Annotated in this window: 10 protein-coding genes; 1 reads left to right on the forward strand and 9 read right to left on the reverse strand. The window is 66.7% G+C overall.

Annotated features, from left to right (window positions below; all coding sequences use genetic code 11):
- Positions 1-72: 72 nt before the first annotated feature.
- From KZZ07_RS01350 to KZZ07_RS01380, 7 genes are all read right to left on the reverse strand, one after another.
- Positions 73-1,401 (reverse strand): Wzz/FepE/Etk N-terminal domain-containing protein, encoded by a 1,329-nt coding sequence (locus tag KZZ07_RS01350; protein WP_219511323.1) that lies wholly within the window; start codon positions 1,399-1,401, stop codon positions 73-75.
- Positions 1,402-1,629: 228 nt separating this feature from the next.
- Positions 1,630-2,304: a 4'-phosphopantetheinyl transferase family protein gene (locus KZZ07_RS01355; protein ID WP_219511341.1), complete on the reverse strand. Its 675-nt coding sequence runs from the start codon at positions 2,302-2,304 to the stop codon at positions 1,630-1,632.
- A 4-nt stretch (positions 2,305-2,308) separates the two neighbouring features.
- On the reverse strand, positions 2,309-6,805 hold the full coding sequence (locus KZZ07_RS01360) for a MupA/Atu3671 family FMN-dependent luciferase-like monooxygenase (protein WP_219511357.1): 4,497 nt from the start codon (positions 6,803-6,805) through the stop codon (positions 2,309-2,311).
- Between the two features lie 5 nt (positions 6,806-6,810).
- A complete protein-coding gene (locus KZZ07_RS01365; protein WP_219511360.1) occupies positions 6,811-7,827 on the reverse strand; it encodes a glycosyltransferase in 1,017 nt (338 codons plus the stop codon).
- A gap of 5 nt (positions 7,828-7,832) precedes the next feature.
- Positions 7,833-14,297, reverse strand: a complete 6,465-nt coding sequence (locus tag KZZ07_RS01370) for a type I polyketide synthase (protein ID WP_219511388.1) — start codon at positions 14,295-14,297, stop codon at positions 7,833-7,835.
- A gap of 179 nt (positions 14,298-14,476) precedes the next feature.
- Entirely contained in the window at positions 14,477-15,838 is a 1,362-nt protein-coding gene (locus KZZ07_RS01375; protein ID WP_219511415.1) for an oligosaccharide flippase family protein, read from the reverse strand.
- Positions 15,835-16,680 carry a glycosyltransferase family 2 protein gene (locus tag KZZ07_RS01380; protein WP_219511418.1) on the reverse strand — a complete coding sequence of 282 codons (846 nt, stop codon included), beginning with the start codon at positions 16,678-16,680 and terminating at the stop codon, positions 15,835-15,837. The genes KZZ07_RS01375 and KZZ07_RS01380 overlap by 4 nt, the downstream gene beginning before the upstream one ends.
- A gap of 187 nt (positions 16,681-16,867) precedes the next feature.
- Here KZZ07_RS01380 and epsE point away from each other — a divergent pair, with 187 nt between their 5' ends.
- Positions 16,868-18,085 carry an exopolysaccharide biosynthesis GT4 family glycosyltransferase EpsE gene (gene epsE / locus KZZ07_RS01385; RefSeq protein WP_219511420.1) on the forward strand — a complete coding sequence of 406 codons (1,218 nt, stop codon included), beginning with the start codon at positions 16,868-16,870 and terminating at the stop codon, positions 18,083-18,085.
- Positions 18,086-18,427: 342 nt separating this feature from the next.
- Here epsE and KZZ07_RS01390 read toward each other — a convergent pair whose 3' ends face one another.
- Both KZZ07_RS01390 and KZZ07_RS01395 read right to left on the reverse strand, forming a co-directional pair.
- Positions 18,428-21,355 carry a calcium-binding protein gene (locus KZZ07_RS01390; protein WP_219511423.1) on the reverse strand — a complete coding sequence of 976 codons (2,928 nt, stop codon included), beginning with the start codon at positions 21,353-21,355 and terminating at the stop codon, positions 18,428-18,430.
- A 125-nt stretch (positions 21,356-21,480) separates the two neighbouring features.
- Positions 21,481-22,725, reverse strand: a complete 1,245-nt coding sequence (locus KZZ07_RS01395) for a hypothetical protein (protein ID WP_219511426.1) — start codon at positions 22,723-22,725, stop codon at positions 21,481-21,483.
- Between the last annotated feature and the right edge of the window lie 83 nt (positions 22,726-22,808).

A 22,808-nucleotide genomic window follows, 5' to 3' on the forward strand; every position in this document is an offset into this window, starting at 1 on the left:
TGTGCCCGGCCCACAGGCGCGCCCTCCAGCTGCAAGGAAAGCGCGCCCGCACCTCTTTGACGGGTTTCGCGCCTAGCCCCGGACCGTCCGAGGCAGGAAGCGTTCCATGAACCCGGCCAGCACCGGAGAGCGGTCCCAGAGCAGCTTCAGCCCCAGACCCAGGATCGCGAAGATCGCCAGCAATTTGCCCAGCAGTTTCAGCCCGCCGCTGCGCCGGTCGCGCCGGGTCTTTACCACCGGGATCGCCACCACGGGCTGGACACCCAGCGCTCGCTCCATCTGGGCGGCGCTGCGGATCACCGGGTTCATGGTCTCGATCAGGAAAGCCAGGCCAAGCGCCCCCAGCAGGCTGGCCATACCGCCCATGATCGCCAGTTTCTTGCGGCTGCGCGACACCGGAAATTCGGGCACAAGCGCGGTTTCCAAAACCTCGAAGCGGTCGGTCGCCTTGCGATCCTCCAGCAGCTGACCCAGCTCGGCCTCGGCCTTGCGCCGGGTGACCACCCCGTATTGTTCCTGCAGGCGGGTCATCTCGCGGTCCAGCCGGTTCAGCTCGCGCTCGACCTCGGGCGCGCCCTCGATCTGGGCCTGGATCTGGGTGATCCGCGCGGCGATCAGGGCCTTCTGTTCTTGCAGGGCGGCAATCTGGCGTTCCCGCACCTCGTCCCGGGTCCGGTCGCTGGAGGTTTGCATCGTCAGGATCTGCTGATCCAGGTCCAGGTCCGTGTCCCGCAGGCTGCCCAGCTGCGACCGCAGGTCAGCCACGCCCGAGGGCAGCTGCTCGGCGTTCCGGCGCTTGAACTCGGCGATCTGCGCCTCCAACACGTCGATCTCGGCCCCAACACGCGCCTCTTCGGCGACAAAGAAATCCAGCGTGTCGCGGGCGCGGCTTGCGCTGCGGTCGCGCGACTGCTCGATCACCGATTGCATCAGCTCGTTCGCCACGTCCGCCGCCTTTTGCGCATCGTCCATCTGGACAGAGATCATCAGGCCGGAGGGGGCGTTGCCGCCGGGTGCATAGCTTTGCGCCTGGCCGACAAGCTGTTGAATACGCACCGAATCCCGCAACCGGCCGACACGTTCGCTGATTGTCATGGTGGGGTCGGCGTCGAACAGCGCGTGTTTTTCCATGATCCGCACCAGGTTGTCCCGCGCCATCAGGCGCTGTTCGATCAGGCGTACCCGGCGGGCGGCATCATTGGTCGCCGCCAATGCCCCGACCAGTTGGTCGGGCACCTGCGCGTCCTCGATCTGGACAACGGCCGTCGCCTCAAAGACCTTGGTCTGCCCCATCGCGTAATACAGCGAGGCAAGGCAACCGAGGAACGTGACCAAGAGGATCAACAGGGCGCGACGCTTGAGGGCGGCGAAAACTTCACCGACGGACTGGAACTGACTCATTTCAAAACTCCCGCAAAACCGCCCCCGGTGCGGAGACACCGCTAAGGGGGTTTGCCCCGATCGCGCCATCTTCAGGTCCCAATCTAGCAAATCTGCCTAAATTTCGCCATGACTTGGCTCGGGAAAAGCCGGAAACAATGCGTGTCCGTTGTGCGAACCGGCGCCATGTTTCCGCCCTATTTCCAGCGAGATGCAGGTATTCAACGGGCAATTGTGGCAGTTTTGTGGCTATTGGGCTGTGATGTCCGCCGGAATCGCGCAGAGCGACAGGATCACCCCGCCTCCGAAGACTTGGCGAATGGGCAGATCCGCCCGCGATTCGGGCGGAATTGAGGCAACTTCGGGATGATCGGTAAACCGGGCACGGCCTTGCGCGAGGTCCACCTGCAGCCCGTGAAAGCCAAAGACCTGACCGGCCAGGGGATAATGCGCCTTGTAGACGGCTTCCTTGGCCGAAAACTGGCGCTTGGCCTCGGTGGCACGGATGGCTTTGGGCAAAAGTGCAATCTCTTCGGGCCGACAAATCTCGGGGATCAGGTCCTCGGCCAGGGGGCCATCCCCCTCGATGTCGATGCCAAGGCTGCGATAATCCTTGGCCCCCGCGACCACGGCCAGGCAAAGCCCCTCGGCATGGCTGATACTGCCGACCAGCCCCTTGGGCCAAACGGGCGCACGATCGGCCCCCATCGGGATCGCGGCGGTTGGCACATCCAGCTGCGCCATCGCGCGGCGGGCCGCAAGGCGCCCCGCGGCAAACTCGGCGCGGCGCGCCGGGCGGGCGCGGGCAACGGCCGCCGCCTCTGCCGGAAAGAGGTCCCCCTCGCCGGGAACCGCGACGCCCCAGCCCAGACCGCGCAAGGGGCCGATCTGGCGAACCAGGCGTTCCAGCTGGGCCGCCGTCACAAATTCAGGCCCGGCGCCGGGCGCGCATCTCGCGCCGCCGCGCGATTGCCTCGCTGCGTGACTGGGCCCGGTCCGGCGCGGCCACAACGGGCGCCGGTTCGGGTTTCGGAGCAACGGGCGCCGCCGGCGCGCGCACCGCTCCATCGGCCAACCCGGCCACCCGCGCGGCAAGATCCGCCAGAACCGGAAAGCGGAAGATGTCGGTGATCGACAGTTTCGCGGCCCCCAGTTCCTCGCGGATCGCCCGGTGCGCCTGCACCGCCAGCAAGGAATGCCCGCCAAGGTCAAAGAAGTTATCCCGCCCCGAAGCCGCAACCCCCAGCGTGCGCTGCCAGATCGCGGCAATCGCCGCCTCGACCTGTGCCGCATCGTCCCCCGCCGAGGGGACCACCGGAGCGACGGGCGCGGGCGCCGGTTTTGCCACCACCGCCTGCGGGACGGGCAGCGATTTGCGGTCGACCTTCTTGTTCGGGGTCAGTGGGAAGGCATCCAGGTGCACGAAACGCCCGGGCACCATGATGGCGGGCAGGTCGCGGGCCATTGCGGCCTTCACCGCGGCCTCGTCCTTGGCCGCGCCGGTGTAATATCCCACCAGACGCACATCGCCCGGCACGTCCTCTCGCGCCATGACCACGCCCTGCGTGATCCCGGCGATTGCCTCCAGACAGGCCTCGATCTCGCCCAGTTCGATCCGATGACCGCGCAGTTTGACCTGGTGATCGACACGACCGACAAAGTCGATCCGCCCGTCGGCGCGCCGCCGCACGAGGTCACCGGTGCGGTACATGCGTCCGCCGTGAAACGGGTTGTCGACAAACCTCTCTGCGGTCAGGTCTTGCCGGTTCCAGTACCCGCGCGTCACCCCCTCACCGCCGATCCACAACTCGCCCTCCTGCCCCACGCCCACCGGCGCGCGGTCCTCGTCGAGGACGTAAAGCTGCTGGTTGGCCAGCGGCAGGCCGATGTTGACCACCGCCTCCCCCGGATCGGCGCGCGTGCAAGAGGACCAGATCGTCGTTTCCGTCGGCCCGTACATGTTGGTGACCGTGGCCTGCGTGATCTGGGAGAATTCCTTGACCAGCGCGCCGGGCAGCGGCTCTCCTCCAAGGTATACATGTTGTACACCCTTGAGGGCATAGCGCGCCTCGTCGTTCATCGCGATCATCCGCGCCATCGAGGGCGTGCATTGCAGATGCGTCACGCCGTGGCGCACGATCTGCGCCGCGATCGAGAAATCGTCCGCCGCCAGTTCCGTCGCGCCGCCGGTTTGCGCGACGACCTGCGCCAGTGGCTTCAGCCCTTCCAAGACGGTCTCGCGGTCGATGCCATAGTCGATCAGGCAGGCGATTTCCGTGACGCCGATGGCCTGCACCTCTTCGGTGCGCTTCAACGCGTCCTCGACCGTGCCGAACAGACCGCTGTCGTTGAAGTACCGCTCAAAGGCAAAGTCCAGGATCGCGTCCAGTTCCTCGGGCTCCAGCCCGTCAAGCTGCAGGTCGAATGCGTTTGCCACGCCCTCGGGCCGCTTGAAGGCCGGGAAGGCCCAGGCGTATTGCTTGATGAGACCGGCGGCAGAGCGCAGGTAATCCTTCATCGGCTCGCGCGCGACCTCCCGGGCATGGTCGCGGCTGTCGCTGAGAAAGCTGTGCAGCATCAGCGTGACCTTGAAATCCGCCGGATCGTGACCCGCCTCGCGCAGGGCCGCGTGGTACAGCTTGATCTTTTCACCGACCTCTTCGACCGACTGGCCCAACAGGTGGGTCAGCACGTTACAGCCCGCCGCCCCGGCCTCTTGCCAGGTTTTCGGGTTGCCGGCGGTCGTCACCCAGACCGGCAGTTCGCGAGATACCGGACGCGGCTGCGTCACCACTTCGTGGATCGAGCCGTCCTTGCGCGGGAACCCCACCGCCTCGCCACGCCACAGCTTTCGCACCGTCTCAAGGTCGCGCATCATGGCGGGCTTGTTTTCGGGCGGGGTATTCTCGGGGCGCAGCACAAAATCGTCGGGCTGCCAGCCAGAGGCAATCGCCATACCCGCACGCCCGTTGGTGAGATTGTCAATCACCGCCCATTCCTCGGCGATCCGCGCCGGGTGGTGCAGGGGCGCGACGACCGATCCGGCGCGCACGCCGATGTTCTTCGTCACGCCGGCCACGGCGGCACCGGTCACGCTGGGGTTCGGGTAGGGACCACCGAAGGCATGGAAATGCCGTTCCGGCGTCCAGACGGCGACAAAGCCGTTTTCATCGGCGAATTTCGCCCCTTCCAGCAGCAGGGCATATTTGTCCCGACCGGCGCCATCGTCGTTGCCCCAGTAGTACAGCGAGAATTCCATACCCTTGCCGCGCGGCATCGGGCCCTTGGAGATCAACGCCCGATCCTCGTCCCCCGTCAGAACAACGGTCAGGCCGCGCGTGGTGGTCCAGAACAGCTCCAGCACGGATATGTCGAAGGACAGCGAGGTGACAGCCAGCCAGGTTCCGTGATCGTGCGGAATATGGGCATCCATGCCTGTATAAAAGTTGCATACATTGCGATGCTCGACCATGACGCCCTTGGGCTTGCCCGTCGAACCGCTGGTGTAGATCAGGTAGGCAAGGTCCTCTGGCCCGCTGGTGTCGGGCAGGTTGTCTGCGGGTTGCGCGGCAAGGCGCGGCTCGGCATCCAGCACCAGAAGCTGTGCCTCATGGCGCGGCAGCATCGGGTCCACCGCGGCCTGCGTGACGAGCACCTGCGCACCGCTGTCCTGAACGAAATGTTGCAGGCGGTCCGCCGGGTAGGACGGGTCCATCGGCAGGTAGGCGCCCCCGGCCTTGAGGATCGCCAGCGCGCCCACCATCAGGTCGATCGACCGGCGGCAACACAGGCCGACGACCTGGCCGGGCGCCACGCCCATCTCGCGCAGCAGATGCGCGGCGCGGTTGGCGCGGGCGTTCAGTTCGGCATAGGTCAGTTTCTGGTCTTCGAAGATCAGCGCCAGGGCATCGGGCGTCTTCGCCACCTGCGCCTCAAAGGCGCGGTGCATGGTCAGGCTGCGGTCATGATCGGTTGCCGTGGCATTCCACCGGGTCAGCACCATGTCGCGCTCTGCCTCGGGCAGGCCCGTGCCGGAGAATTCCAGCCGTGCGGCCAAAAGTTCCGCCTGCGCGGGCGGCAGGCGCCCGCTGTCAAAGGACAGCACCGGCGCCGCGCCCAGAATCACGGTCATCACCGTGCCCGGCACATGGCCCGCGCCATCGACCGCGACCCCGATCTGCGGCACCTCGGGCCAGCTCAGCTCTGGCGCGCGGGCAGGCAAGTCCGTGGCCCAGGGTTTCGGTTTGGCCACCGACCCACAGCGCAACGGCGCCCAGGGCGCGACCAGTCCGCTGATGGCCAGCGCCTCGAGCGCGCCGTCGGCCCAGGCCAGATCCACGGCCGCGCCCCCGCAGAGCGCCTGTGCCCAGCGCATGACCTGCGCCAATGCATCCTCTGGGGGCAGCGTCAGGGCACGGGTTTCCAGCACGCTTTCGCCCTCGGTCAGCCCGCCCGGCTCGGCCGGTTGTAGCTCACTCAGACCGCGGCGCATCACCCCGTCAAACCGAGCGACCGGGGCCATGTCGACCGCTGGCGCAGGGGTCAGCACATCGCCGGTGCTTGCGATCTCTGCCAAGTCGACCGGCGCGCCGCAGATCCGCGTCAGCCCGGAGAGCAGCAGCGCATGTTCGCCACAGGCCACCGTCAGACGGTCGTCAGAGACGTCCAGCACCGTGCCCGGCGCCCCGTGCCCCTCTGTCAGCCGCGCATGACCAACCAGCCAGAGCACCCCGCGCGCCCGGATCTTGGCCGCGCAGAGCGGGTTCCAGTAGGGTCCGTGATCCAGCGCCCGCACCAGCCGGTCCAGCGCTACCGCCGGTCGGCTAAAATCCAGCACGCCGTACCCCTCGGGCCGGTCCGCCAGCGCGTGATAGCTGCGCTGCGTCAGGTCCTGAGCGACGCGGGTCAGCGCGCCGCTTTCCAGCTGGTCCAGCAGCGCCGGGAAAGACCCCATCGCCGCCTCGTAAGCCTTGGTGTTCAGGGTCAGCGCCGTGTCCTGCGCCGTCACGTCGAACCCCGCCTGCACCAGGATGTCGCCCTCGTCCACGCCGCCCTCGATCAGGTGCCAGGTGACGCCGTGGCGCGTCTCTCCCTCGATCAGGGCCCAGACCGGCGCGTTCAGCCCGGCATGGCGCGGCAGCGGGCCGTCATGGAAATTGACCGCGCCCCGGGCAGGCAGGGCCAGCACATCCGCCGGGATGATCGAGAGGTTGGCGATGGAGAGGAGCCAGTCGAACCCGCCGCCCAGCCGCGTGGCAAGCTCCGCGCCCGGCGCCTCGACCCGCAGGCCAAGCCCCTCGGCCCAGCCGCGCACATCCGCGCTATCGGTCACGACCGCCGTGATGGTGTTGCCCCGGTCCAGCGCCATACCGGCACATTGCACCAAAAGCGATTCATTACCCCAAAGGACGCAGGTCATAGCCATCTCGGTCACTCCGCTTGTGCTTTGGCCGCAACCCCGACAGGGGGCCGCGCGGCCTCGCGCCGTTCCGGCAGGGGCCGGACCAACGCCTTGGTGTCATGCAGGATCAGGTCGCGCAGGAAATGCGCGGGATCGGCGGGCGGCTTGCGCTGCACCAGCACGCGCAGCCGCCAAAACAGCCCGCCCAGCGCGTGCATCAGCGTCGCCAGCGCCGCGTATCCACGTCCGTGGTTCTTGGAGAAATAATGCCAGCGGCTGTCCAGCCAGAACCCCGGGATACGCTGCCATTTCTTCATGCCGGTCGAGACGGAGCCGATATGCGCCACCTCGCTGTCGCGGACGTAATGCGTTTCATACCCGGCGCGCGCGGCCCTCAGACACAGGTCGGTTTCCTCGAAATAGAGGAAAAAGGTCTCGTCAAAGAGCCCGATTTCGTCCAGCACGCTCTGCCGCATCATGATCGAGGCGCCCGCCAGCCAGTCCACGCGCTGCGTGGCCCCCGGCACGCCGATGGGCACGGATTTGTGCCGCAAGGCCCGTGACACCGGGCCAAAGCGCATCGCGCCTTCCAGTTCCGACCAGGCCGAGGGAAAGCGGAAGGCGGTCACATGCGGCGCGCCGTCCTCTCCGTGGATATAGCTGCCTGCGAACCCGGCCTTGGGGTGCGTTTCCAGGTGATCGTAGAGGCGCCGGATCGCGTCCGGCGCGGGAAAGGCGTCAGAGTTCAGCAAATAGACGTAGTCCGGCGCGCTGCCATCGCTCATCCCGGTGCGAATCCCTGCGTTGTTGCCCGCACCGAACCCGCCGTTCACGCCCGACTGGACCAGCCGGATGGGCGCGCCCTGCGCCCAGTCCTCGGTCTTCAGCGCCTGCGCGATCCGCTCAAACGATCCGTCGCCGGAATCGTTGTCCACGATGACCAGTTCCGCATCCATCCCCTGAATCGCCCGCAGGGCCGCGCGGACGGACCGCAGGGTCATCTCTGCCGTGCGATAGTTCAGCGATACCACCAGGACCCGCGCCATGCCGCTCACTCCGCCGCGTGGCCGGGAAAGGCCACCACTTCGCCATGGCCAAAGCTCTCTGCCTCGGCGCTTTCGATGGCCTCGCGCATCAGCCCGGCCAGCACCCGCACGTTGGGTTCCAGCACCATGCTGTCGTGATCGCCCGGCACCTCGTGCACCTCGACCCCCGGCACCATCAGGCCCCAGTCGTTGTCAGGCGTCACATAGGTGCGCTCGCTGTTGACCAGCGCCCCGCCCGAAACCGTCCACTTGCCCGAGAGCGGCGGGCGATACAGCACCACGCGCCCGTCCCAGGGCCGCATCTGGTAGGCCGCGATGGCCCGGTAAAAGGCCCCTTCGATCTCGGCATTGTGGAAGGCGTGTTCGGCGCCTGTTTCATGCGCCTGACGGCGCTTGGCAAACTCCCAGGCGATGCGGTTCTTCGCCCAGATAAACGGGTAGAGCGGCCCCTTTTCGCGCGCCTGCTGCCACTGGATCATCAGCCGGTCCCGGCGCGACAGGGCGCGCCGTTGCGGCAGGGGCGTATCCAGCATCACCACCAGCGACACCTCTTCACCTGCAACTTCCAGTTGGCGGGCGACCTCATAGGCGCTGATCCCGCCGCCGGAAAAGCCGCCGACCATGTAGGGCCCCTGCGGCTGCACCTGCCGCATTTCGGCGATGTAGTCGCGCGCCGCCTCTTCGATGCTGTCATGCGGCGCCTCACCGCCATATAGCCCGCGCGCCTGCACGCCATAGAAGGGCCGGTCGCTGCCCAGCAGGTGGGCCAGGTGGCGCAGGTTCAGCACGTTGCCGAACATGCCCGCGATCAGGAAGAAGGGCTGCCGCGCCCCGCCGTCGCCGTCATGCATGGGCACAAGATGCGTGAACCTGCGCTGCGGTGCTTTCGGCGCGGCCTCGGGGTCGCCCTCGACCGGGCCGATCTGCGCCTCGATCAGCGCGGCACAGGCGCGGATCGTCGGCGCCTCGAACAGGATGGAAATCGGGAAATCGACGCGGAAGGCCTTTTTGACCATCGCGAAGAGACGCACGGCGATCAGGGAATGCCCGCCCAGGTCAAAGAAACTGTCCTCGACGCCCACGTCGGACACGCCCAGCAGATCCTGCCAGAAGCCGGCCAGCCGGGTTTCGATCTCGCCCTCGGGGGCGACATAATCGCTTTCCAGTTGCGGGCGTTCAAAGGTCTGGCCCGACGCCGCCTCGACGACCGAGGCCGCCGTCTGCGCGGTCAGCGCGTCCAGATCCATCGAAGAGACCACGACCTGTCGCGCGCCCAGCGCCAGCGCACGGTGGAACGCCTCGACCCCCTCGGCGGGCAGGATGCCCTGGCTGAGGTTGTGCGCCAGCCGTTCCTCAGCGGGCGACAGGGGCTGCGTGGCGTCGCCGTCCTCCACCTCAAGCTCTGCCGCCGTCAGGCGCGGCGCGCTCTTCAGCATGTCGGCATCGGCCAGCTTGCGAATGGTAAAGCCAGAGATTTCCACCAGCACCGCGCCCGAGCGATCGCACAGCGTTATGTCAAAGCTGGCCGTTTCCCCATCGGCCCGGTTGTCGGCGGCATTGCGCACCCAGCTGACCACCTGTGCCCCCAGCGGCGCATGGACCTTTACCCGGCCATAGCGCACCGGCACCCAAAGATGCGTCGGCTGATACCCTTCGATCAGTTCCATCGCCCAGCCGGTCGCAATGTCCATCAGCGCCGGGTGCAGCGGCATGTCCGGCGCCGCGGCGCCTGCGGGCAAAGACAGCTCTGCGATCCCCTCGCCCTTGCCCAGCGCCCGGGCATCCAGCACCTTCCAGCTTGGGCCAAAGGCCAGGTGCACCTCCTGCGCCGAGGTCAGCTTGGCACCGTTGCCATCCACCCGCGCCGGGCAGCGCGCCCGGATCGCGTCCAGGTCCAGCGGCGCGGGCCGTGCCAGGGGCATCAGCGACAGCGCGCCCTGCGCGGTCAGCGCAAATCCCTGCCGCCCGTTCAGCGTGGCGTCGGCCAGAACGTCGAACCCATAGCCATCGTCGGCGCGCGTCAGGCGCAGACGCAGATCGCGCGCGCCCCCCTGGGCCACCCGCAGGGGCCGCAGGAAGGTCAGGTCGCGGATCTCGAACCCGCCGCTCTCGCCATGCGCCTGCAGCGCCTGCGCCGCCAGCGACAGGTAGCCGGTGCCGGGCAGCAGGGCGTCCCCGGCCCTCGTCCGGTGTTGGTCGATGAACCAGTCCGTTTCCGCATAGTGCGCGATGAAAAGCCGGTTGCCGTGGCTGTCGAATGTCGCCTCGGACAGCATCTCTTGCGCGACGGGCGTGACCGGCGGTTTCGGCAGGTCCCCGGTCCGGGCGGCAACCGCCTCGGCCGCCATGCCGACCTCGTTCCAGATTCCCCAGTTGATCGCCACCACGCGCGTCTTGCCGCTGCGCGCCTTGGCAAAGGCATTGAGGAACTCGTTGGCCGCGACATAGTCCACCTGTCCGGCGGGCGCCGTGACGGTCGAAGAGGACGAAAACAGCACCATCCAGTCAAGGCTGCCGTCCGGAAATACCTCTCCCAGCACTTCTGTGCCATGGATCTTGGGCGTGAACACATCCTCGACGCTGGACGGCGATTTGGCCAGAAGGGGCGCATCGTCGATCACCCCCGCACCGTGGATCACACCGGTGATGGGGCCAAAGCGCTCTTCGACCGCGCGCCGGGCCGCCTGCACCTGGCCCAGGTTGCAGACATCCGCCGCCACCACCATGACCTCGGCGCCCGCCTCTTCCAGCGCGGCGACGGCCCGGATGCGCCGGGCCACAGGGTCCTGCGGCGCGTGGCGGCGCAGGTAGTCGTCCCACTCCGCCCGGTCGGGCAGGGATTTGCGCGCCATCAGCGCCAGTTTCGCCCCGCGAGACGCGAAATCCCGCGCCAGCGACAGGCCGATCCCGCCAAAACCGCCAGTGATCAGGTAGGTGCCGTCCTCTGCCCCCTCGGGGGCCTCGGCCAGCGCAACCGGCTTCATCGCGCATTCGAACCGGCGATCCCCGCGCAGCGCCGCGATCCGGTCTCCGGGCTCGCTCACAAGGTCCTCCAGCACGCGGGCCGTCAGCGCCTCCATCGCGCTCTCATGCGCGGCCAGCGCTCTGGCCCGGCCCCAGAAATGCGCCTCCAGCGGCGCGGGCAATGCGACATCCAGCGTTGCCACGCTCATGCCCGGCAGTTCGCGCGGGATCACTCGCGCGGGCCCGGCAACGGTCGCCTTTTCGGGGTAAGGCAGCGCCTCGTCCCGCAGTTGCGCGGCCCCGTTGGTCACCACGGTGATCTGCCGGGGACGCGGCAGGCCCTCGCCCTCGATCGCCTGCGCCAGGAACATCAGTGCATAGAATCCCTGTTCCTGCACCCGGTGGAAAAAGCTCGACCCGGGGCGATGGCTCTCACCCTCTGTCAGCAGCCAGAAATGCCCGATCCGCGTCGGGATCAGCCCGCGCGCCGCCAGGTCCTGCACCAGCAGGTCATACCCCTCGCGCCCGCGTTCGGGCGCCAGCACATAGCCCTCGCCCACCCGGGCAAAGGCATCGCCGGGGCGCACCTCGACAATGCTGTGTCCCGCCCTGCGCAGCCGGTCTGCCGCCCGCCCGGCAATGCCGGCCTCGTCCATGAACATCAGCCAGACCTGCGGCGCGGCATCGGACAGACCTTCGATCACGTCGACCTCGACCGGGGCAGAGCGTGGCCGCCAGACCGGCTGCCAACCCCACTCCGCGATCTCGTCGCTGCGCATCAGGAAGCTGGGCGCCTTCTCGGCCACCTCTCCCGGTTCGATGAAATAGCGGCTGCGCTGGAAGGCATAGCTGGGCAGGACCACGCGATTGCGCCGCGCCTCGCCCCAGACCTGGGTCCAGTCGATGTCGACGCCCAGCGCCGCCAGCCGGCCCAGCACCTCGAACATGTGCTTGTCGTCGGCAATCGCCTCCTCGGGATGCCGCAGCGAGGACAGCACCCGGTTGCCCCCCGCCTGCTGTCGCGCCAGAGAGGTCAGCGCCTTGCCCGGCCCGACCTCCAGGAAGACACGGTTGTCTTTGTCCAGCGTGCCGATGCAATCGGCGAACAGCACCGTCCCGCGCAGATGTGCGACCCAGTAGTCAGGGTCGGTGGCCTGCTCCGCTGTCATCACCGCGCCGGTCCGGTTCGAGGTCAGGGGCAGCTCGGGCGCGCGCAACTCTATCCCCCGCAGGTAGGCGCCGAAGTCCTGCAGGATCGGCTCCAGCATCCGGCTGTGCGCGGCGATGTCGATGCCGATCCGCGAACACTGCACCTCTCGCCGTTCCAGGTCCGCCTGCAACACGTCCAGGGCCGCCTGCGGCCCCGAGGCCACCGACAGGTCCGGCCCGTTCACCGCGCCAAGATCCAGCTCCTCGCCCAGCAGGGGCCGCAACTCCTCGGCCGGCAGGCTCACGGACAACATGCCCCCCGCCGGCACCGTGTCAAAGAGCCGCCCGCGCAAATGCACCAGACCGATACAATCCTCAAAGCCCATGACACCCGCGACGCAGGCGGCGGTGTTCTCGCCCATCGAATGGCCGGTCAGGGCGGCAGGCGTCACGCCCCAGCTCATCCAGAGCTGCGCCAGCGCGTATTCCGTGATCATGATCAGCGGCAGTTGCAGCGAAGGCTTCAACAGCGCCTTGTCCGCCTCACCCTCCGCCCCGCGCGCGGGCAGCCACAGCGCGCGCACCCCGGGCTTCTTCTCTCCAGAAATACTCCCCGCGCCCTCGCTGCCCGCGATCCGGTCGAGGTGAGCGAGCCCCCGGTCCATCCACTCGGCAAAGACCGGCTCGGTTTCGTAGAGGTCGCGCGCCATGCCCGCGTATTGCGCCCCGCCACCGGGGAACATGAACACCACCTCGGGCCGGTCCAGCGCGTCATGGGTAAAGACCCGGCGCGCATCATCGCCTTTCAACAGGCGCGCCGCCTCCTCGTGGCTGTCTGCCACCACCACGCGGCGTTTTTCAAAAGCCCGGCGGCCCTCCTTCAGGGTAAAGGCCACATCGGCCAGGTTCTGTTCGGGATGGGCGCGCAGATGCGCGGCCAGCCGCGCGGCATTCTCCTCCAGCGCCGCTTTGCTCCGCCCTGAGACGGTCAGGATCTGGAACGGCCAGTCGCTCTCGTCGCTCGGGGTGCGCTCGGGGGCCTCCTGCAGCACCACATGGGCGTTGGTCCCGCCCACGCCCAGCGAGTTCACGCCCGCCCGGCGCGGATGCCCCGCGCGCGGCCAATCGGTCAGCCGGTCGTTCACGCGGAACGGCGAGTGTTCGAAATCAATGGCAGGGTTCGGCGCCTCGTAGCCCAGAGAGGGCGGCATCTGCCGGTTGTGCAGCGCCAGAGAGGCCTTGATGAGCGACGCCACCCCGGCAGCCGTGTCCAGGTGGCCGATGTTGGTCTTGACCGACCCGATGCGGCAGTGGCCCACGGCACTCGACGTCTCGGCAAAGGCCTCGGTCAGGGCGGCAACCTCGATGGGATCGCCCAGGTAGGTGCCGGTGCCGTGGCATTCGACATAGTCCACGGTATCGGCGCTGATCCCGGCAAAGGCCTGCGCCTCGGCCACGGCGCTTGCCTGCCCCTCGACGCTGGGCGCCAGGTACCCGGCCTTTTGCGCGCCGTCGTTGTTGACCGCCGATCCCTTGATGACCGCATAGACGTGGTCTCCATCGGCCAGGGCATCCGCCAGCCGCCGCAGCACCACGACCCCGGCGCCAGAGCCAAAGACCGTCCCCTTGGCGCGGTGGTCAAAGGCGTGGCACGCGCCGTCTGGCGAGAGGATCTCGTTCTCCTTGTAGAGATAGCCCCGCCCCTGCGGCAGTTCGATGGTCACGCCTCCGGCGAGGGCCATGTCGCATTCGTCGTTCAAGAGCGCCTGCACCGCGTAATGCGTCGCCACCAGCGACGTCGAACAGGCGGTCTGCAGGTTGATCGACGGGCCGTGCAGGTCCAGCACGTGGCTGAGCCGCGTGGTCATGAAATCCTTGTCGTTCCCGGTATGGCGCAACAGGAACATCCCGGTGTTTTCCACCAGGTCCGGGTTGGAACAGACGTTGAAATAGAAATAAGAGCCCATGCCACAGCCGGCAAAGACCCCCACCTGCCCGTCAAAGCTGTCGGGCACATGGCCCGCGTTTTCCAGCGCCTCCCAGGCGCATTCCAGGAACTGACGGTGCTGGGGATCCATGACCGCCGCTTCCTTCGGGCTGAACCCAAAGAACTCGGCGTCGAAATGGGCGAAATCCTCCAGCGGGGCGGCGAAAGGTACGTAATCGCGGTGACGCATCAACCCGGGGTCTTCACCCGCCTCGCGCAGCTCGTCCTCTGTCAGGCGCCGGATCGAGGAGACACCGTCGCGCAGGTTGCGCCAATATTCGGCAATATCGGTGGCGCCCGGCAGATGGGCTGCCATGCCCACGATGGCAATGTCGGTCTCACCGTATTGCTGCGCCGTTTCACCCGTCATACCGGACCTCGAAAACACCTGCGCCGCCACCCGCCGTCACAGGTGACGCGGAATTGCGGCGATTTTTAGGAAAACGCGCCCACGACCGCCTGAATCCGGGCCGGGCTTGCGGATAGCCTGAATTGAGTTTGAACAATGAACCTATCCTTTCGAAATTGTCGCCTTTCGGGACACCGGCCTCATCCCCCCTGCTGTGACAGGTGCAGAATCGGACCCCAGTTCAACCAAATGGCGAGCCCTGCCAAAAACAGCCCGGCACAGGCAAAAACAACGTCGTGCAGCGCGTCCCAGGCGCCCATTCGGCGCGCCAGCCAGACCACCACCGGGTAGGCCAGCGTAAAGGCCGCGGCCTGCCCCACAAGCGCCCCGATAAGCCCTGCGGTCTGCAACCCGATCAGGATACAGCCCACCATCAGCACCGCACGGGCCAGCGCCAGGTAGAAGTACCGCCGCGAGTCCCCCGCCGCGAGCGCCGCCTGATCGTAGGTCATGACGATCAGCATCGGGATCTGCGCACAGGCCAGAACCACCGCCACCGCCCCCGCAGCGGCGTAACGCGCATCATACAGTGTTTGTACCAGCCAAACGCCCGTCAGCGCAAAGATTCCGACAAAGCCGATCAGCCCGAAGGAAACGGCAAAGCGCATCTTGCGCAGTTTCAGGAAATTCTCGCGGCTCTCGGTCGGCGGAGTTTCCCGGTAAACGGGAATCAGGATCTTGTGGGTCAGCAGGTTGCCCAGCATCAGCGGGAAGGAGGCCCAGAAATAGCCGATGTTGTAGACACCGAAATCGTCCAGCGCGATGAACTTGCCGATCAGCATCTTGTCGGCCTGGGTAAAGAAAAAGCCGCAGACCGTGGCCAGGAACACCCATTTGCCAAAGGAAATCAGCTCTCGCGCGGCGGGGCCTTCCCAGCGCAGGCGGTTGGCCGGACCGGGCAGGTAACGCCAGTTCAGCACCACCTCGATCAGCGCGCCGATCACGCCCGAGATCACCAGCGCCCAGACCGATCCCCACCACCAGGCCAGCGCGACCGCCACAGCCACGCCCGCCAGCTGCGTGGCCATGTCCAGGATCGTGACCCGCCCCAACAACAGGTGCCTGTTCGCCGTGGTCATCCGCGTCGGCCTGAACCCGGTGATCAGCAAGGTCAGCGCCGAAACCGGCAGGACATAAATCAGCAGGGGCTGGTCGTAGACCCAGGCCATCGGCCAGGCCAACCCGCAGGCCAACAGCCACAGGCCAATGCCCCGCGCCACCTGGATCGTCCAGGCCGTGTCCAGGAAATCCTGATCGTCGCCGCGTTTCGACTGCATGATCGCGGGTGTCACGCCGACGTCCGAAAACTGGCCCAGCCCCATGAGAAAGACCATGACCAGCGCCATCAGGCCAAAGGCCTCGGGGAACAGCAGCCGGGTCAGGATCAGGTTCGATCCCAGGCGCACCACCTGCCCGAAACCAAAGCTGCCCAGCGTGAACAGGGACGATCGCATCGCCCGCGCGGTGACGGACCCGCTGCGGAAGGCGTCCATCACGCTCATCGGCCACGGCTCCAGTCCTGCCTGGTCCGGGGGGTCAGCTTGACCGCAAGCGCAACTCCCGCGTAGACCACGAACCCCAGCGGGTCGCGCAGCGCGAGGCCCAGTTTTTCCGGCAGCGGAAAGCGCGGCTTGTCGTCGTTTCGTGTCAGCGCGGGGTAACGCGCGGCGATCTCGTCCACGCCGGCGTTCTGCCGTCTGCGCACCTTGACCAGGTTGCGCCAGCCCTCGGCGATGGGCCAGCGATACGGGGCCGGCACGCCCTGCCGCTCGCCCGGGCGGAATTGAAGCCGGACATAGATGTCGTCCGAAATGATCTCGGGGAAGGTGTCCCAGCGGGCCCGGCCCGCCGCGTTCACCGCAAAGAGGCCGCAGCCCGGAACCACGTCCCGCATGAAGGGCACCCGTCGCCAGATCCGCGCATAGGCTCGGCTGATCGCCCCCTCGGCGGCGATTTCGACCCGGCCGCTGGCGTATCGCGGGGCATCCACGTCCAGCGCCGTGACCAGCTGGTTCAGCAGCCCCGGCGTGACGGTCACATCCGCGTCCAGGTAGACGCGAACCGCCCCGCTGGCCGCCGCGTCCCCGGCGTTCAGCGCGCCGGGCTTGCCGCCCGCCTGGCGCTCGATCACCTCCAGCCGCCAGCCCTGCGCCGCCATCTGCGCCGCGTATCCACGGGCGATTTCGGCCGTGTCGTCCCGGCAACCGTTGGCCACGACGATCACCTCGACCGGGCGATCCGCGGGGCCGTCAGAGGCCAGCAACGCCTCAAGGCAGCCGCCGATCAGCGCTGCCTCGTTGCTTGCCGGAAGTATGACCGAAACGCCCGCGTTCCGCCTCTGCATGGTTGCATCCATATCCCGCACTCACACCCGTACCACTGGGGCCACACATGAAAAAAATACACCTCGCCTTGCTCTGGAAACTGCTGCGGAACTGTGGCCAAAGCATGGAATCGATTAGGTTTGATAACGACGAACGCCCCACAAGAGGCGCGGCTGCCATCCATAGGATTATCAGGTGACGCAAGGCTTGCGTATAGGGTACATCGTCCCGCAATTCCCGGGACAGACGCACATCTTTTTCTGGCGCGAAATCCGCGCGCTGGAGGCGATGGGCCATGAGGTCCATGTCTTCTCGACCCGCAAGCCGCCACGCCGTCTCATTTCGCACGACTGGTCCGATCGGGCCATCGCGCGCACCACCTACCTGGGCCGTGTCGATCCGCTGCCCGCCGCTGTCGCGCTGGCCAAGCTAAGCGCCAAGGGCCTGCCGCTGTGGATGTTGCGACAGGGACCGGGCTTCGCCCGCGACGCGCTGATCACGATGGCCGCCGCCGAGCGGCTGCGGCGCGAGGCGGCGGCGCGCGGGCTGGATCACATCCACGCCCATTCCTGCGGCCGCGTCGCGCTGATCGCCTGTTTCGCGCATCTGATGGGCGGCCCGCGCTATTCGCTGACGCTGCACGGGCCACTGTCGGACTATGGCCCCGGCCAGCGGGTGAAATGGCGGCACGCCAGTTTCGCCACCATCATCACCCGCAAGATCCTGGCCGAGATCGAGGAGACGCTGGCCGGATCGCTGCCGGACAGGCGCGTCATCCGCCCGATGGGCGTCGACACCGACAAGCTGCAGCGCCGCACCCCCTACCAGCCGCCCGAACATGGCCGTCCGATCCGTATCTTCACCTGCGGGCGCCTGAACGTGGTCAAGGGCCACCAGGACCTGATGGCCGCCACACGCCAGCTGCTTGACCAGGGCGTCGACGTGCGGGTCGAGATCGCCGGAGAGGACGACGACGGCGGCACCGGCTATCGGATCGAACTGGAAGAGACGCTGAAGCGGCTGCGCCTTCAGGATCACGTCAAGCTCTTGGGCGCCATCGACGCGGGCGAGGTCAAGGACAAGCTGGAAGAGGCGCATTTGTTCGTCCTGGCCAGTTGGCATGAACCGCTGGGCGTCGCCTACATGGAGGCGATGTCGATGGGCGTGCCGACCATCGGCACGGATGCGGGCGGCGTGGCGGAGCTGATCACCGACGGATCCACCGGTTACCTGGTGGAACCCAAGAACCCCGGGATGCTGGCCCGCACGATCCGCAGCCTTGTCGGCGATCCCGACGCGCTCATGCGCCTGTCAGAGGCCGGGCGCCAGCATATCGTCGAGAACTTCCGGGCCTCGCTGGGCGCAGAAGTGCTGGTCGAAGAAATCGAGCGCCTGCGAAACTCCGACCCCGGCCGCGAGGCGTAGGGCGGGGTTCACCCCGCCGCCCTCTGGCCCCTCACACCTCTGGCAACTGACCCCGCGACGAGAACGGCGCCAGCCCGCCCGGTCTGGCCGCGCAGGTGGTCATGGACGGGCTGCCCAGATCAGGCACGGGTCAGACAATGACCTCGTCCGCCGGGATCGGATGAATCGCGACAAGGGACATCATTCCTCCGGGTCGTTCGTGCCATCGTCATTTGACCCCGCGGTTTTCCCGGTGAACAGGATCCCACCCGGTCAAACCGCCATGCCGCCCCCCCTGTTTCGGAAAGGCCTGTCGCGGGCATGTCCGGCGGCCTGTGACCGCAAGCTTGTGCGGCGCGCGCCTTAGGGCAACAGGTCGACCATCGGGACCACGGTCTCTGGCGCCGCGTCAAAGACCACTTCCTCGATCCCGGCCAGGCGCAGCACGCCGTTTTCAGCGCGGGCCAGGACAATGCCGTTTTCCCGGGTCATTTCATAACTCTCCCGCGATCCGACAAGGATCGCGCGGTCCAGCCCCGGCCCGCCGTGCAGCACGTCCGCCCCGCCGCCGGAGACCAGAACATCATCCCCCGGCCCGGCGGTCAGGTAGTCTTCCTGCGGTGTCCCCTCGATCCGGCCCTCACCGCCCAGGACCCGGGTTCCGTTCAGGAAAACGCGATCGTCGCGGGGCTCCCAGCCATTCGGGCCTGAAGCATTGTAGGCCATCAGCATGTCCCAGCGCGGGTTCTCGTCCTCCAGGTAGCGCAGCGCGCCCCAGCTGCCCCACATCGACGCGGGCGCCACATCCACGAACGCGTTGAACAGCACCCCGCCCGCGTCGACCCAGCCGGCCAGGAGAAGTTCATACAGGCGGGCCATTTCGGGGGTATAGCTGAATTCCTCGAAAAAGGCGGTGAGCCTTTCATCGTTGACCCGCGCCCCGTGCCCGACAAGATGCGTGCCGCCCTCATACATGATCAGCCGCAACCCGTGTTTGCGGGCCACCCCGGCCTGATAGGGAAAGATCTCTTCGACCAGTTGCCGCAGCGAGCCTTTCTCAAGCGCCTCGGCCACGGGGGCGATGGCGGCCTCGAACTGGCGGTCCTTGACGAATTCCCGCAGGGCGACCCGTTGCAGGCCCTCGGCCTCACCCGCGTCCCGGGCAAGGTCGGCGGCGGCGTCCAGCCAGCCGTCCATGCGCTGCGCCATTTCCTCGCCGCCCATTTCGTAGCCGAAATAGCCGGTCACCGCGTAGGCGTCGAAACTCTCGACCGGCATGCGCCCCAGCCGCAGAAAGGCCAAGGGTGCCTGCAGGATCTCCTGTTCCAGACCGGGCCAGCCCGTATGCGTCGCCATCACCCGCACCAGGCGATCAGTCTCTTCGCCGAAAACCTCGGTCCAGATGTCCATGACCTGCGCCGCGCGCAGACCGTAGAACTGGGCCCAGCCCTGGTCCGTCGCGCCCCAGAGCGCCTCTGCCTGCCCGCGTGCCCAGGCCGCCTGCGGGAAACCGGGGTTCCACACCTCGTTTGACAGTTCGACATAGGCTTTCAAGCGCGGGTCGAGGTCGCGTTTCACAACCTCGGCAAAGCTCCGGACGTAGTCGTCGTCGGCCAGGTGGGGCATGTTGAACCAGGGATCGGCCCCGGTCACATTGGCCAGCCGCACCATGACCTCGACCGGCACCCCCCATTCCGACCAGCTGGCCGTGGCCATCGTCGGCCGCGTGTCCCAGCCCGTCACCGGAGAGCCGTTGGTGATCATCCAGTCCATGAAGCGCAGCACGCGGACGTCCTCGATCCGGGACAGGAAATCGGGGTTGAACAGCGCCCCGGCGCGATACAGCGCCTCGTGCTCTTCTCGCAGGATGACGATGTTGCGGATCGGATCGTCGGGGTCGATCGCCGTGATCGAAAGCGCCACCAGGCCCTCGCCCGGCTCGTAGCTGAAGGTCATGCGGCCCGGCTCGGTCCGGACCCGCCGGGCGCGGCCCACCAGTTTGAACTCGGCCTTGCCCTCATAGGTCAGCACATAATCACCGCGCAGCGAGTCGGCGCCTTTGGGCTGGTTCGTCAGGATCACCGTCTCGATGGCGTCCACGCCCTCGGGCATCCGCAACGGCCAGTCGTTTACGTCCAGGTGGCCGCCGGCGCGCAGTTCTTCTGTGCTGACGGCTCCCCATCGGTCACCGATATTGCCGACCCAACCGCGCGAGGATTTCATCAGGTCCAGAAAGGGATGCTGCGTCGACCAGTCGGAAATGCCGTTCAGGCCTAGCCCCAGCGCCGGGGCACCCTGCGGCCTGACCCCGCGCGGCGGCAGCGAGATCGGCTGCCGTTCAGGCAGGTCGGGCGCACGGGCCTCTTCGGTTGGCGGATCGGCGGGCGCGGGGGCCGCGGCCTCTCGCTGCGGCACCTGCTCCCAGATCGCCTCGGCCAGCTTGGCGTAATTGGCCACGACATCCGGGTGCAGCGTCGCGGGGGGCGAAAACCCGTCCGGCGGAGGGGCATCGTAGACCCAGGCATAAGTGACCATCGCCGCCAACATGTAGAGCGTCGGCGTCCCGTGCGGCGCATTGTCGGTATACAGCGCCTCTGCCGGCAGCCCCTCCAGCAGGCCGCCTCGCTGAAAGAACCCGGCCAGGATCGACGCCACCGGGATCACCTCGACCTGCGTGTCCGGTCGGGTGACGGACAGCACATTCAGCAGGTCGCGATACCACTGGTGATATTCGCCCGCGTTGAAATCGTGGTAGCGGCGCAACTGCCGGTTCGAAGGCGGGAAACCGCGCGAGAAACTGGCCATGTCCGACCAGCCCTCGTAGATGAAAAGCCGCGTGTCCGGGCTGTTGATCTCGACCCAGTCGAACAGGCGCTGCAGCGCACCCAGCGGGCTTTCACCGTCGGGATTGTCGCCGTCATAGGGCACGTCCGGCAGCTGGTACTGGATGAAGTTCGCGGGCGTCGCGATCACCGCGTCGTATTTCCCGTCGCGGAACGGCCCCTGCCCCGGCGACCAGGCACCCTGTACCCCCGGAAAGGACCAGTTCGCCGTCGGCGGCAGGCTGTCGGCGAAATTCCTGAGGAACCCCCATTGCCCATCCAGCGCCAGCCCCCGGCCATCGGCCTTGGCCATCTGGTTCAACCAGTGGGGCACGTTGGTATGGTCCGACGTCTCGCTCTCGTGATGGACCAGCGAATTGCCAAAGACGTAGACGCGCGCCTCATCCCGGCCCTGCGCCAATGCGGCCCCTGCATACAGCACCAGCAGTGCCGCCAGAATTCTTTTCATGGCTCTGCCCCGATTGTCTTGCCTCGGGGCAAGTATGCCTGATGTGCCTCACAAGGCAAACGCAGCTTTGCAGGCCAACGGGGCGCCCGAAGGCGCCCCGACGATCTGTGCCTAGCCCCTTGGCATCACTCTGCCGATGCGTCCTCGTAGGTGCAGACGGTGCAGAGTTCGTTTGCGCAGTACCCCGGGATGCAGGCCGGTCCCGCAAAATCCGCGGGCGCATCGCCGACACAGAGGTATTCCGCCGTGAAGGTCGCCCCGTCACAGGTCCCGGATTCCAGGCAGGTTTCCCCGGTCCCGGTCGAGAATTGCCAGAGCGCGCGGCTGGAATACTCACCGCTGGGATCGCAGGTGGCGGTGTAATTCTGCGTCACCGATTTCGACAGCGCCGAGGTAAAGGCGAAAGAGGCCGCGTAGGACTGCGAGATCGAAGCCGACGCCTTGACCCCGGTGCCCAGGATGGTCAGCCCCGCTTCCATCGATTCCGTGACCGTGATCCCCCATTGCTGGGTCGTGGTCCAGCTGTTGGTCTTGGTCGTTCCGACGGAAATCTCGTGGGTAATCGGACAGTTCTTGCCATCGCAGGAAATCACCTTTTCCCAGCGCCCGACCGTGTTCACCGACAGCGGTTTCTGCGCCTGGTAATAGCAACGCTTGCCGGTGTGGATCGGGTCGACCCCGAAAAAGTTGTTCTCGCAGGGGAAGGCATTGCCGGTGTGGTGGATGAACCGGATGTCATAGCGATCCTTTGCCCCGTAGCGGACCATGACGACATCGCCCACGTTCATCTGGCATTCGCGACCTTCGGTGGCGCATTCGATGACATCGCCATAGCCCAGGGTATAGGCATCACCCATCTGGCAGACCTTGTCGGTGCCCTTGACCGGGTCGAACCCGAAATAGTCATTGGTGCAGGCGATCTTCTGGCTGTCGGACCCGCCGATCAGTGTGTAGACCCACTTGCTCCCGCTGCCGTAGCGGACCCAGCGGAATTCACCGTTCGGGTTTTTGAAATCCTTGCCCTCGCTTGCGACCTTGGAAAAGGTTTCATCCGGCGGCACCCCAAACAGGTTTTCGCGAATGTAAGCGCATTCCTTGTCTGTTCCGCGCGACGGGTCGCCCCAGAAGTTCTTGCAGGGCACCTTGCCCAGGCCCTTTGTGATGAAGAAAGTGAAATCTTCGCTGATGCCGTAGCGGGTGATGACCAGGTCGTTCGTGCCGGGTTCGCAGTCCTTCCCCTCCTTCGCACAATTCACCCATTGCTGGGACTGGACGCTGGCGTATTGCGTCACCCCATCGCTGTAGATCGGTTGCGCCACCGCCGGTGACGATAGGCATAAAGCTGACAACAAAAGAAAAATTCGTTTCATGGTGAGGGTCCTCCAAACCCGTGGAATCAATTTCCGAGAGCATATTGTTCAGCAAATTCTCCTTCAGGTGAATTCTTGACTTC

The sequence above is a fragment of the Mameliella sp. CS4 genome, from assembly GCF_019392335.1.
Taxonomy (GTDB): Bacteria; Pseudomonadota; Alphaproteobacteria; order Rhodobacterales; family Rhodobacteraceae; genus Antarctobacter.